At 51.8% G+C, this 13,850-nt stretch carries 12 protein-coding genes; all 12 read left to right on the top strand.

The genetic code is table 11. From position 1 onward, the window contains the following. The first annotated feature begins 163 nt into the window (after nt 1-163). The 12 genes from IQ268_RS07655 (at nt 164) to IQ268_RS07600 (ending at nt 13,827) form a co-directional block, all read left to right on the top strand. On the top strand, nt 164-352 hold the full coding sequence (locus IQ268_RS07655) for a hypothetical protein (protein ID WP_193877175.1): 189 nt from the start codon (nt 164-166) through the stop codon (nt 350-352). A 480-nt stretch (nt 353-832) separates the two neighbouring features. Next, nucleotides 833-1,957, top strand: coding sequence for a glycosyltransferase family A protein (locus tag IQ268_RS07650; protein WP_193877173.1), 1,125 nt, complete (start codon nt 833-835; stop codon nt 1,955-1,957). A gap of 23 nt (nt 1,958-1,980) precedes the next feature. After that, a complete protein-coding gene (locus IQ268_RS07645; RefSeq protein WP_193877171.1) occupies nt 1,981-2,745 on the top strand; it encodes a glycosyltransferase family A protein in 765 nt (254 codons plus the stop codon). 34 nt (nt 2,746-2,779) lie between these two features. After that, nucleotides 2,780-4,588, top strand: coding sequence for an ABC transporter ATP-binding protein (locus IQ268_RS07640; protein ID WP_228035169.1), 1,809 nt, complete (start codon nt 2,780-2,782; stop codon nt 4,586-4,588). Between the two features lie 7 nt (nt 4,589-4,595). Then, on the top strand, nt 4,596-5,816 hold the full coding sequence (locus IQ268_RS07635; RefSeq protein WP_193877169.1) for a glycosyltransferase family 2 protein: 1,221 nt from the start codon (nt 4,596-4,598) through the stop codon (nt 5,814-5,816). A gap of 70 nt (nt 5,817-5,886) precedes the next feature. Beyond that, a complete protein-coding gene (locus IQ268_RS07630) occupies nt 5,887-6,930 on the top strand; it encodes a glycosyltransferase (protein ID WP_193877167.1) in 1,044 nt (347 codons plus the stop codon). A gap of 136 nt (nt 6,931-7,066) precedes the next feature. Then, a complete protein-coding gene (locus IQ268_RS07625) occupies nt 7,067-8,152 on the top strand; it encodes a glycosyltransferase (protein WP_193877165.1) in 1,086 nt (361 codons plus the stop codon). Between the two features lie 7 nt (nt 8,153-8,159). Continuing rightward, nucleotides 8,160-9,236, top strand: coding sequence for a glycosyltransferase (locus IQ268_RS07620; RefSeq protein ID WP_193877163.1), 1,077 nt, complete (start codon nt 8,160-8,162; stop codon nt 9,234-9,236). Continuing rightward, complete coding sequence (locus tag IQ268_RS07615) at nt 9,233-10,276, top strand: glycosyltransferase (protein ID WP_228035168.1); 1,044 nt, start codon at nt 9,233-9,235, stop codon at nt 10,274-10,276. Before IQ268_RS07620 ends, IQ268_RS07615 begins: the two co-directional genes overlap by 4 nt. A gap of 73 nt (nt 10,277-10,349) precedes the next feature. Then, nucleotides 10,350-11,642: a glycosyltransferase family 2 protein gene (locus IQ268_RS07610; protein WP_193877161.1), complete on the top strand. Its 1,293-nt coding sequence runs from the start codon at nt 10,350-10,352 to the stop codon at nt 11,640-11,642. Between the two features lie 90 nt (nt 11,643-11,732). Continuing rightward, complete coding sequence (locus IQ268_RS07605) at nt 11,733-12,518, top strand: class I SAM-dependent methyltransferase (RefSeq protein ID WP_193877158.1); 786 nt, start codon at nt 11,733-11,735, stop codon at nt 12,516-12,518. Continuing rightward, the gene (locus IQ268_RS07600; RefSeq protein ID WP_193877156.1) at nt 12,511-13,827 is read left to right on the top strand and encodes a glycosyltransferase family 4 protein; all 1,317 of its coding nucleotides are present in this window, start codon (nt 12,511-12,513) and stop codon (nt 13,825-13,827) included. The genes IQ268_RS07605 and IQ268_RS07600 overlap by 8 nt, the downstream gene beginning before the upstream one ends. Nucleotides 13,828-13,850 lie beyond the last annotated feature (23 nt).

The following is a 13,850-nucleotide window of genomic DNA, read 5'->3' as shown; positions in this document are numbered from 1 at the left end:
ACAAAGCGTTATACTCTTCCTCCCATGAATGGACGCAAACCATCATTGCTAACATCTGATTGCGCCACAACGCTACTCCGATCGGATGGGTCGGATTGGTTAGAAGCATGTAACGGTTACAACATGTGGCAAGGTCACATCGCGCTCCAGAGGATGTTTAACGGTGCTGATTGCTCAAACCGCTCCCTTTTCTGGCTTGGCGCAGGAAGCCCTTAATGTTGGGGACTTTGCAACAGAACCAGCTCGGAAGTCTCTCAAGGCTGAGGAATTTAAGGGTGAATGCATCACATTCTATACGTTTAAAGCAACCGCTCAGGAACAAAATGGTGCAACAACATTCTGGATCAAATAGAAATTGATCCAGAAAGACAATTTTTTGCGTGAGAACTATCAGCATTGCCTATGAACTAAAACAGACGGTTAACCCAATTTCTCTGTGCTTCAACTGGCGTGAATTCTGCGAATCAGGGGTTGCTGTTTTGCAATGAGCAGCCTGAAGCTGATCTCCAGGATTTCTCGTCCTGCAAACGGAACTGCATTTGTGTTGCAATTGCTACTCAGTGGTTCGTCATTCAAAATAAGTATTGACAGTTATAGATTTTACAATAATTTTGGCTAGGTAAGCATTTATAATGAGGTTGATCTCGTTTTGAGCGTCAAATCAAGAATACTCAAGACTTTTTGATACATAATTGATACGTTAGGGTTGCATCACTTCATCAAGCTAGCAGTAGACTACAACGCCATCAAAGTATATTCGAACACTCCGAATATCAACCAAAAGCGTTATGGTTCAGTGATAGATAGGACTACGGCTGTGAGAGTTGTGACCATGCCCCTGGTATCTGTAATTATTCCTGCATACAATGCCGAACCATTTCTTGAACGAACATTAGAGTCGGTTTTGTCACAGACCTACAATCATCTAGAAGTTCTTGTCATTGATGATGGTTCTACCGATCGCACCGTTGAATTAGTCCAGTCGGTAGCTCAGCGCGATCGCCGAGTCCGCCTGTTGCAGCAGCCCAATTCAGGTGTGGCGATCGCCCGCAACTCAGGCATTCAAGCCGCGCAGGGTGAGTTCATTGCTCCCATTGATGCCGATGATATCTGGTATCCGCAAAAGCTTGAAAAACAAGTGCGGGTCATGCTCCAAGACACATCCGCCGGATTGGTGTACACCTGGTCAATTTACCTCAATGAAACAGGCGAACTGACGGGGGGTTACAAAACGTCCAGGCTAGAGGGAAATGTCTACTTTGCCCTCATCCAGGGAAACTTTGTTGGTAATGCCAGTGCCCCTTTAATTCGCCGCACTTGTTTTGATCAGGTTGGAACATACAACCATCAGTTAAAGGCGCAGAATGCTCAGGGATGCGAAGACTGGGATCTGTACTTGCGAATGGCCGAACGTTACCCATTTCGGGTGGTGCCTGAGTTTCTGGTGGGATATCGCCAAACGGTGAGCAGTATGTCTCGCAACTATGCGGCAATGTCCAGGTCTCACTCCCTCACAATGGCCGAGGCTCGGCGACGAAATCCAGATGCGCCTGCTGTCGTTTATCGCTGGTCTAGCAGCCGTTACTGTGCTTGTTTGGCAATGCAGAGCAGTTGGTGTGGCGATTACCAGGACAGTTTGGTTTGGATGTGTAAGGCGATCGCCCTCGATCTCACTCTTCTGCTCCAGAAGCAGACGTACGAACTGTTGTTCAAGAGTGCTTTAAAGCAAATGGCTCGCCCGTTCGTTTCCGGGATGGGTGGCGATCGCGGCAGTGGGCTATGGGCTAAACGTCGGGTTGAGATGAGTCGAACGGGGGTGTCGATCGCCGAACTAAACACCCGCGCCGTTGAGGAAACCCAGCCCCAGAGCTGGTATCACACCGTTCAAGCCCGTCGGTGGCAACGAATAATTGAGGGTGCATCTACACCGTTTCCACAAGGACAACAGCAGGGTTAAACCAGACTTCAGCGAGTGTTGCAATGCTTGTATTTGTGATCCCTCTTGTAAGCTCAGAGATTGCTAATTCCTGGGAGCAGGTGTGTCGGCTATTTGAACGGTGTGTCAAATCGATTTGCAACCAAACCTCTTCAAACTTTAGAGTGGTGGTGGTTTGCAACGAAAAACCTGCCATTGGGTTTGAACATCCTTCCCTTTCATATATCACGGTTGATTTTTTACCCGACGCTAAGAATATCGAGGCTAAAACACTCGATCGGGGACGAAAAATTCTGGTAGGGCTGAATTGGGCTAGAAAGCTAAATCCAACCCATGCAATGGCCGTAGATGCAGATGATTGTGTCAGTAAACGTTTAGCTACATTCGTTGAACAACATAGCCAGAGCGATGGCTGGTTTATTAATCAAGGATACGTATACAAAGATGGAGCGAAAACGATTTATTTCAAAGGCAAGAAATTTAATGATATTTGTGGAACCTGCAATATCATCAAATACAGCCGTTACGACTTGTATGAACGGTTAGAAGAGCGAGATGTAACGCATACACTCCAGTATTACGGAGGGCACAAATACATCCTGAAGGAATTAGAAACCAAAGGAACTAACATTCAACCTCTGCCCTTTCCTGGCGCAGTTTACGTGGTTGAGAATGGCGAAAATTACTACAATCACAATTTTGGTAACTTAATGGTTCCCAAACGAATGTTTAGTCGGTTGCGATCGATGAAAAACTACCGGATATTAACCCCCTGTATTCGCAAAGAGTTTGGTTTAGTCAACGAATGAGAACAAGCCATGAGGCTAAAGCGTGTAGCAGTGAATGATGATTAAGCTTCCAGAGTCAATTAAACCATTGATCCCCTTACTCAGGCTTTATCCCTGGGCAATGCCAGTGATTGTGACGCTAGGGATTTTGTCGTCTCTTTCTGAAGGGTTGGGAATCAGTTTATTTATTCCACTACTACAAAGCTTGCAGCAGGCCAATACCGGAACCAGCAACAGCTTTTTCTTTGTCAATGCGTTTGACAGGTTGCTCACTCAGGTCGCTTCAGATTACCGATTTATAGTCATTGCCGCATTGATTTTTGGCAGTATTTTAGTCAAAAACATTCTTGCCTATAGCAACACTGCCGTTTTTTCCTGGCTCAATTCTCGAATTACCCATCGATTGCGTTCAGGCGTGTTTGACCAGCTTTTGAACGTCAGCTACAGTTTTTTTGAGGGTCAAGAATCAGGAAAACTGTTGAATACGCTGGCAACGGAAACCTGGCAGACGGGCAAAGCCTTGAGCTTGCTGGTGAATCTAATTATTAGCGTCTGCACAATTCTGGTGTTTGTTGTATTGATGGTGCTCATCTCCTGGCAGCTAACCCTGCTGGTGGGTACGGCAATGTTACTCATTTCACTGACCATTCATGTCGTCGCTCGTAACGCCAAACTGTATGGGCAGCAAGCTGTTCAGCTCAACAAAGTTTTGGCTAGCCGCATGTGGGAAGGCTTTGGCGGTATGAAGGTGATTCGGCTGTTTGGCCGTGAAGCAGATGAGCAGGAACGGTTTGATCACGCTTCCATTAAAGTTCGTGATGTTTTTCTCCAGCTCGATTTGCTCTCTGGCATCGTTAACCCCCTTTCCGAAATCCTCTCAGCGCTGTTACTGCTCTGTATTCTGGTCATTGCCCTGCTGCAAAACCAGGCGGCATTGCCAACGTTGCTCACGTTTATTTTCATTCTCTATCGTCTCCAGCCCAAGGTGAAGCAGTTTGATTCTGCTCGAATTACGTTGATGAGTTTGACGAGTTCGGTCGAGGATGTCATGTCGTTTCTGGAGCGATCGGATAAGCCCTATATTCACTCTGGCCATAGCGCATTTCAACGCTTAGAAACGGGAATTTCCTTCGAGGCGGTTGGCTTTTGTTACCAGGCTCAGGAGGAGCCAGCGCTACAGGATATTTCGTTTTGTATTCCCAGAGGAAAAACCACTGCTCTGGTGGGGCCATCGGGGGCAGGAAAGTCTACCTTGCTCAACTTAATCTGTCGGTTTTATGACCCCACAGTGGGGCAAATTTGCGTCGATCATCGGCCGTTACAGCAACTCAATCTTCACGATTGGCGCAGCCGCATTGCCGTGGTTAGCCAGGATGTCTATCTGTTTAGCGGCACGATTCGCGAGAATATTGCCTATGGCCGATCGCCCGTCACCGACCATGAGGTAATTACGGCAGCCAGACTAGCCAACGCCGATGAGTTTATCACCCAGCTTCCCTACGGCTACGAAACCAAGGTGGGCGATCGCGGCATTCGGCTATCGGGAGGGCAACGGCAACGAATTGCCTTGGCTCGCGCCATTGTTCGCAATCCCGATATTTTGATTTTGGATGAAGCCACCAATGCGCTCGACAGCATTTCCGAAAATTTGATTCAGGAAGCCCTTAATACCTTGAGCAAAGACCGAACTGTAATTGTAGTGGCGCATCGGCTGTCCACCATTGAAGAAGCCGATCAGATTATTGTGCTGGAACGGGGTCGCGTGGTGGAGCAAGGCAATCTTCAGGATTTGCTGAAGCGGAACGGGCTATTTACCAACTTGTACAACTTGCAATATCGCAATACTCAAGCCTGCGAAAACTAGGTGAGCCATGCCCTATTCCATCATTGAGATTGAAACGACGCAGACCTTACCCACCCTGATGCTCTCGGAGGCAGAGAACGGTGTGGCGCTCATTGTGCGGCGAAACGGCAGACCGATCGGGTTCATGATGCGATCGCTCCCTTCCACCCAGACCGTTGCCCCCGACGAGCTGGCTCAATGGATTGCCCAGGCGGTTGGAACAAAGCTCATTCAGGAAAGTCTGAAAGAGGAACTGTTGCCACCCATCGCTCAACCGTCATTCCCTTCTGTAACAGTGGCAATTTGTACAAAAGATCGTCCCGATTACCTGGCACGGTGTTTAGAGACCTTACTACAACTGCAACTTGACGGGCAACCATCCCCTCGCTTCGAGATTGTGGTAGTGGATAATGCACCCTCCAATGAGCAAACGAAGGAACAGGTGGATTTGCTGCCAACGGTTCGCTATACCCGAGAACCCAGACCTGGGTTAGACTTTGCCCGTAATCGTGCTGTGCAGGAAGCAACGGGTGAGATTTTAGCCTTCCTGGATGATGACGTAACAGTCGATCGCCATTGGCTGGATGGACTAATGGAAGCGTGGGCTGAAAATTCCGATGCGGCTGCGTTTACCGGATTGGTTCTACCCTATGAACTGGTCACAGAGGCGCAGATCTTGTTTGAACAACGGGGGGGCTTCCGTCGCGGCTTTGAAAAAATTCGCTATGGTCAGGCATTGAAGGGAAGTTCCCTTTACCCCTGCGGTGCAGGCATTTTTGGCGCGGGGTGCAACATGGCCTTTCGCAGAGAGATTCTACTCAAGCTCGGCGGGTTTGATGAAGCGTTGGACACCGGAGCGCCCCTGCCGGGCGGTGGCGACCTGGATATGTTTTATCGGGTGATTCGGGCAGGCTATCCACTGGTGTATGAACCCCGCTATCTCGTATTTCATCAGCATCGACGAGACACGAAACAGCTTCGCCGCCAATACTGGAGTTGGGGGTTGGGGCTAATGGCATTTGTGGTTAAATCCAGCCGTACAGATGCATCCCGACGCGTTCAGTTCTTCCGACTGGTGCTGTTTTGGTTTCAAACGTTAATACAACAGCTTTTTAGGAGCGTTAGAGGACGGCATACCCTACCGCCCGATTTCATCCTGGCGGAGCTGTGGGGTAGCGTGGTCGGGCTTTTGGGTGCCTACTCTCGTTCCGTCAGACGCACTGAAACGATTCGGAAACAGTTTTCATGATGAGGTTAGCGTAGATTCATTGACAATGACATACATGATTACAGCTTGATTATGCAAACCAGGTAACACGATGGATGAGCCAATTCAGTTTCGCGCCACCATTGCCCCGGTGCCAGACGATCATCGACCGTTGTGGTCGGTGATGATTCCCACGTACAACTGTGCTACCTATTTGCGGGAAACGCTGGCCAGTGTCTTAGCCCAAGCGCCAGAACCCGATGTCATGCAGATTGAGGTGGTGGACGACCATTCCACTCAAGATGATCCAGAAGCGGTGGTGGCCGAGGTCGGCCAAGGACGGGTTGCCTTTTATCGCCAGCCGGAGAACCTGGGACATGTTCGCAATTTTGAGACATGTTTGCAGCGATCGCGCGGCCATTTAATCCACCTGCTGCACGGCGATGATTGTGTGCGATCGGGCTTCTATGACAAACTGCAATCCGCCTTTGCCACCCATCCTGAGATTGGTGCTGCGTTTTGCCGCCATATCTTGATGGACGAACGGGGACACTGGCAGGATTTTTCTCGTCTGGAGCAATCTAAAAGCGGCATTCTTGACCAGTGGTTAGACCGCATTGCCATCACCCAACGGCTGCAAACGCCATCCATGGTGGTGCGACGAGAGGTATACGAGCGCCTGGGTGGGTTCGATCGCCGCTTAACCTGGACAGAAGACTGGGAGATGTGGGTGAGAATTGCGGCTCAGTATCCTGTCTGGTTTGAAGTAGAACCCCTGGCCGCCTACCGAATGCATTCTGCCTCCAATACAGGAAATGCGGTGCGAACAGGTGAAAACATTCGAGATGTGTGCCGGGCGATCGATCTCTTTCAGCCCTACCTGCCCGAACCACAGGCCAACAGACTCGCCAACCAGGCCAGAGAGCATTGGGCGCTGTATGCCCTCACCGTTGCCAGACAAATGCTAACGACGCATGACGTGGATGGAGCGATCGCCCAAACGCGAGCAGCGCTCAACTGTAGCCGATCGCCAGCGGTGGTTCGAGCCTTCTTGCGGCTACTGGCGAAGCTGTCCAGGCAATCGCTGCAAATGGTGGGAGGAGAACTGCTGCTTCCTTTAAATCAGTTCATCCGCAAGCGGTTCAGCCGTCTTTAGAGGGTGTTTGAAAAGTATCTTTTACGTCTCGGTAGGGGCGAAGCATTCAAATATAGCTGGAACAACCGAGAAATTGTCTACCGAATGCTTCGCCCCTACACCTATCTTGATTCATGTCATTTAGCAAAGAGTTTCAATGGTCATTCTCAGTACATTGCCACTCGCCAGCGTCAATTCGGTTCGTCCACCCGTGCCAACAGATGAGCGGTTTCTGCATCGTGCCGTGATTGCTCCAGTACCAGAGGAGTGCGATCGCCCCCTGTGGTCGGTGATGATTCCCACCTACAACTGTGCGGCCTACTTGCGCGAAACGTTGACCAGCGTGTTAGCACAAGCCCCTGCTGCTGAAGAGATGCAGATTGAGGTGGTGGACGATCACTCCACTCAGGATGACCCGGCAGCGGTAGTAGCAGAAGTAGGACAGGGACGAGTTGAGTTCTACCGCCAGCCCCAGAACGTCGGCTACATCCGCAACTTCGAAACCTGCTTGCAGCGATCGCGTGGTCACTTAATCCACCTGCTGCATGGCGATGATGGCGTGCGAGACGGCTTCTATCAGACGATGCAACGCAGGTTCGACGAACATCCTGAGATGGGTGCCGCCTTCTGTCGCCACATCTACATGGATGAACATGGCCACTGGCGGAGACTGTCCCCCTTAGAGCAACCCACCAGCGGTCTGTTTGAGCAGGGGCTAGAGAAGATTGTGGTGCGCCATCCCATCCAAACGCCTTCGATTGTGGTGCGTCGCAGCGTCTATGAGCAGTTGGGTGGGTTCGACCGTCGCTTTTCCTGCTGTGGGGAAGATTGGGAGATGTGGGTCAGGATTGCGGCAGCCTACCCGGTGGGCTATGAGGTGGAGCCTTTGGCAATCTATCGTTCTCATTCCACCTCGCTCAGTGGTCGATCGGTGCGATCGGGTCAAAATATTCGAGATGTGCGGTTAGCCAGTGAAATCATTGAGCCGTACTTGCCCCCTGCCGCTGCGGGTCAACTCTCTAACAAAGCCAGGGAACTTTGGGCACTCTGGGGGCTTCATTGTGCCCGCGAGCTGCTGGCGAACCGCGACGTTACTGGGGCGATCGCTCAACTGCAAGAAGCCCTGAACTGTAGCCGATCGCCCACCGTCCTTTTTGCTGCCGCTCAGCTTTCGACCAGGCTTGGCAAGCGCTGGTTACGGCAGAACGTCCGCAGACCCAACGTTCAGAATGCACGGCACTAGAGAGACTATGACCCAGCCCCCCTCCCACACTCATGCTTATAGAGACACCATTGCCCCGGTACCAGAGGAGTGCGATCGCCCCCTGTGGTCGGTGATGATTCCCACCTACAACTGTGCGGCCTACTTGCGCCACACCCTGACCAGCGTGTTAGCCCAGGCTCCTGCACCCGATCTCATGCAGATTGAGGTGGTGGACGATCACTCCACTCAGGATGACCCCGAAGCGGTGGTGGCTGAAGTGGGACAGGGTCGCGTAGCCTTCTACCGCCAACCCCAGAACATGGGCTACATCCGCAACTTTGAAACCTGCTTGCAGCGATCGCGTGGTCACTTGATTCACCTGCTGCATGGCGATGATGGCGTGCGATCGGGCTTCTATGTCACTCTGCAACAACCGTTTGAGCAGCATCCTGAGATCGGTGCGGCCTTCTGTCGCCACATCTACATGGACGAGAACGGCCACTGGCGACGGCTATCACCGTTAGAGCAACCCACCAGTGGCCTGTTTGAGCAGGGCTTGGAAAAGATTGTGGTACGTCATCCTATCCAAACGCCTTCAATCGTCGTGCGGCGCGAAGTATACGAGCAGTTGGGCGGGTTTGACCGTCGCTTTTCCTGCTGTGGAGAAGATTGGGAGATGTGGGTCAGAATTGCGGCGGCTTATCCGGTGGGCTATGTGGTCGAACCGCTTGCAATCTATCGTTCTCATTCCACCTCGCTCAGTGGTCGATCGGTGCGATCGGGTGCCTATATCCGGGATATGCGGCTGGCGAATGACATTGTGCAATCTTACCTGCCGCAGTATTTGCCGCCCGATCGAGCGATTGGGTTGTTGATGCAAGCGAGAGAAGCCTGTGCGGTGGGTAGCCTCAACTTTGCCCGCCAGTTCTTTGAACAGTCGGATAGGAAAACGGCTCTGCTGTATGTGCAAGAAGCGCTGAAGTGCAGCCAGTCGATTCGGGTGATGCGAACGACAGTTCGTCTCATTGTCAAAGCGGCACTGCGCGGAATCTGGAGAAAGTTGCGATCGCCCCTATCCCGTTCTCGTCGTCCAGCTTTGCAACACACCACAGGTCAATCATGATCATGAGCGAACAGGCTCACCGAGCCACTATTCTTCCTGTGCCAGAGGGAACGAATCGACCGTTATGGTCAGTGATGATTCCCACGTACAACTGTGCCGCTTACCTGCGCGAAACCCTGACCAGCGTTTTAGCACAAGCCCCGGTTGCTGAGGAAATGCAGATTGAAGTGGTAGACGACCACTCAACCCAGGATGATCCAGAAGCGGTGGTCACTGAATTGGGAAAAGGCCGTGTCACGTTTTATCGCCAGCCGCAAAACGTCGGCTATATCCGCAACTTTGAAACGTGCTTGCAGCGATCGCGCGGTCAATTAATTCACCTGTTACATGGGGATGACGTAGTCCGAGACGGGTTCTATCGAACGCTGCAACGAGGATTTGAGCAGCATCCTGACACAGGTGCCGCTTTTTGTCGGCACATTTACATGGATGAACACAGCCATTGGGAAAGTTTCTCGCCGTTAGAGCAACCCACCAGCGGCATTCTTGCCAACTGGCTGGAAAAAATTGCGGCAGGCCAGCGGCTTGCTACGCCTGCTATGGTGGTGCGACGCGATGTTTATGAACAACTGGGTGGGTTCGATCGGCGCTTTTCGCGGGCAGGTGAAGACTGGGAGATGTGGGTCAGAATTGCCACACAATATCCCGTCTGGTTTGAGGTCGAACCGCTGGCGCTGTATCGGGTTAAGCGGTCTGGTTCGCTAACGGAAGATTCTGCCTTTACTGGTCAGTTAGTCCAGGAGATGCGCCTTGCCACTGAAATCATTGACGCCTACTTGCCGAGCTATTTACCTGAACCCCGCGCCACCGAGCGGCTAAACCTGGCCAGGGAGATGTATACCCGCTGGTCAATGGATACGATGCAGCAGATGATTGCCGCCGGACAGTTCAACCGGGCGATCGCTCAGGCTCAAGAGGTGCTTCGTCACAGCCCGTCCCCTAAAACGGTGCGTGCAGTTATGTCGTTATTTCTGTGGCATAGCTTGCGCTGGAGCGGGCGATCGCTCTATACAAATGCTCTGGTGTCGTCCATCCCATGAAATCGTTTCTCAGCATCCAACCCATAGTTGATATCAGTTCGTCCTGTTTTGAACGCAGAAAGAGGCCATACGGATGAGTTGCTTTAAGCCCTGGAGGGTTGTCCACCTGGAGTTAAGTGACGGTGTTCCTACCTTAGCCGCCGAACCAAATTATCAAGGGCTGTATGTTGTATTTTGGTGGCACCGCATTCCCCTGGGGCACCAGGAGATTCTGGCGGCTCAGCTTCCCATGCCTGCTACCCAGCTAGCCAACCTGATGGTGCAAACCATTGCTCCGGGGGTGGGCGATCGCCTCCTGGCTCAAGGCTTCCATGCTCCTTTACCGGGAATAGCACAATCGCCGACCACAGAGCCTCCTGACTTACAATCTCTTCTGGCGTTAAACCAGCCCTTGGCGATGCTCCAGGCACAGGAGGAACAGAAAATAACAGGGGATATGCCGTCTGTTTCTGTGGTGATTTGTACGCGCGATCGCCCCGAACCGTTGGCACGCTGTTTGCAAGCGCTACAAACCCTATCCCATCCGCCCTCCGAAATTGTGGTGGTGGATAATGCGCCAGCCTCAGATACAACTCGTCAGCAGGTGGCTCAAATGCCCGGAATCCGCTATGTTGTGGAACCGCGTCCGGGGTTGAGCATCGCCCGCAATACCGGAATTGAGCATAGTACAGGCGAGATCATCGCCTTCACAGATGATGATGTTCAAGTTCATCCAGACTGGATCAAGCGATTGCAACAGGGGTTTCACGATCCCAAGGTGATGGTTGTAACGGGTCTCGTCTTACCCGTTGAACTGGACACTAAAGCACAACTGCTGTTTGAAAAACGCTGGGGCTTCAGCCGTGGCTATCAGCCGTTGGTGTTTGATCAGCAGTTCTTTGAGCAGACCCAGCATCGCGGCGTTCCGGTGTGGCACATTGGTGCGGGTGCCAATATGGCAATCCGGCGGCAGGCGTTTGATTTAGTCGGCGATTTTGATGAACGGCTGGGGGCGGGCGCTTCCGGCTGTAGTGAAGATTCGGAATTATGGTATCGGGTGCTGGCCGCAGGCTGGAGTTGCCGCTACGAGCCAACGGCTGTGGTATATCACCAGCATCGCCGCGATTTGCAGGGACTAGGCTACCAATTGCATCAATATATGCGTGGCAATGCGGCATCGCTCCTCATTCAATTTGCGGAGTCCGGACACTGGGGCAATTTGCATCGACTGTTTGTGTCAAAGCCCATTTACTATCTCAAGGTTCTGCCGCGTCAGTTGCTTAAACAACTTTTGAAAAACGAGTTTGAAACCGGATTAATAGAAGTCACAGGGTTGCTATCAGGGGTGCTTTTTTATCTAAAGAATAGGCATCGTCAAGGAGTTTAAGCGTGCGTTCATCGTTTGGCGATCGCCCTCCCTTTCCTATTTCTATACAAGATTTTTGAAACAGCAAAGCATCGTTCATTAACCAGATCAATGACATCAACTCACCCGCCTGCTTCCGTTCAAAAAGAAGGAGTGTATAAAGCATCCTTGGGCAATTTTTTGGGACATAACCCGTTTGCCGATCCGCTGACCCAGGGCTTTTTTTACCGTGAAAAAATGCGTGCAATTCATCGCATTGCGCCCGATCGCCCATTTCAAGCCATTCTTGAGGTTGGAGGAGGACAAAGCGGTTTAACGGCGTTTCTCTATCCGCAAGCGCACATCACCAACCTGGATTTCAATCCCGATTATGCTGAATCGCACCGCAACCAGCAAGCACGAGTCCGCTTTGTCTGTGGCGACGCAACGAATCTACCCTTTGATGATGACTCATTTGATGCAGTCACCATGTTTGATGTTTTAGAACATATTCCTGATGACCAAAAAGCCATATCAGAAATGATTCGAGTTCTGCGACCCGGTGGCTTTTTCCTGATGAGTACGCCTAACGAAAATTGGCGATTTCCTTATTACGGATTGATGAAACCTATTTGTCCTGATGAAGCCGACGTGATGGCCGAGTGGGGACATGTTCGGCGCGGTTACACCTTGGATGAACTCAAACAATTGATTCATCTGAATTATCAAAGTCATGCCACGTTTATTAATCCAGTGACGGTACTGTGTCATGATGTTGCCTTCTCACGCTTGCCCCGACGATTGCGACAGTTGACGTGCCGCTTGCTCAGTCCAGTCACCTGGTCGAGCTATTACCTGCATCGCCCCCAATCGTTGGGTACGGAAACGGCATCGGCTTGGCAAAACGGGAATGAGTAGCCATTTGCCACCGTCGATCGCACTCCTGCACTGGGGAGATGTGTGGGAAGACTTTTTAGACCCCATTGGCGTGTCGCTGGATGCTTTCTGCACCGAAGGCCCCAGCGGTTGGATGTTAGGATACATCCAGGCTTTACAGACCACTGGTATCCGCACCGTTCTGGTTTTGATTTCGGCTCGTGTGACCGAACCAGTCCGGTTTAATCATGCTGCCACGGGTGCCACGATCGCCGTTTTGCCAGCATCCTCTCTATATCGGCTGATCCGGCGACAAATGCTGAATCCCCACGGGCAAACCTTAAAGGACGTATTCGGCTCGGTGGCAGAAATCCGGCCAATGCGTCCCCTGCTGGCATTGCTCAACGATGCGGCCTCTTATTGTGCGACACCATTGGTCTGGCTCTCGCGTGAACTGAAACGCGAAGGCTGTCGGGCGATCGTTTGCCAGGAATATGAATACGCTCGATTTGATGTTTGTGTAGGGCTGGGGCAATGGCTACACCTGCCCGTGTTTGCGACGTTTCAGGGTGGAAACTTCCAGGTGAGCCGAATAGAGCGGTTTTTGCGTCCGCTGGCCATGAAAGCCTGTGCCGGGTTGATTGTGGCAACGGGGACAGAGGCTCAAAGAGTTCAGTCTCGTTACACTATCCCTGCCGAGAAGCTGGCCTGTATCTTCAACCCGATCGACGTGACAACCTGGCAAGCGATCGATCGCTTCGAAGCCAGACGTGCGGTTGGTATCCCGCTGGAGGCTCAGGTTGCGGTCTGTCATGGACGAATTGATATCCACCGCAAAGGGCTGGATATTCTGATCGAGGCGTGGGAAAAGGTTTGTCGCGATCGCCCTCAATGGGATTTAAGGCTGTTGCTGGTTGGAACCGGCAGCGATGCTGAGCGGCTGCATCAACTCATTTCCACCAAACCGTTGCGTGGGCTGATGTGGATTGATGAATATATTCGCGATCGCACCACTATTCAACAGTATCTCTCAGCCGCCGATGTTTATACGCTTCCCTCTCGGCACGAAGGGTTTCCCGTCGCGCCAATTGAAGCCATGGCCTGTGGCTTACCGGTTGTAGCAACGGATGCGCCCGGTGTACCCGACATCTTGGTGGATGGTGAAGCGTCGGGTGGGTTAGTCGTTCCCAGCGGCGATGCCCTGGCGTTAGCGTCAGCTCTGGGTCGCGTATTCGATAACGCGGCCTGGGGAAGAAAGGTGGGTCAACAGGCTCGATACCGGGTTGAGCAGTGTTTTTCGCTAGAGGCGATCGGCCAACAACTGCATGATGTCTTGTTTAACCCAAAGTGACCAGGCCACCAGACTATCATGAA

Origin of the sequence: Oculatella sp. LEGE 06141 (assembly GCF_015207605.1) — a bacterium.
In the GTDB taxonomy this organism is placed as follows: Bacteria; Cyanobacteriota; Cyanobacteriia; order Elainellales; family Elainellaceae; genus Oculatella.
Note: the sequence above shows the minus strand (reverse complement) of the source record. Positions and strands in the feature narration are given on the sequence as shown.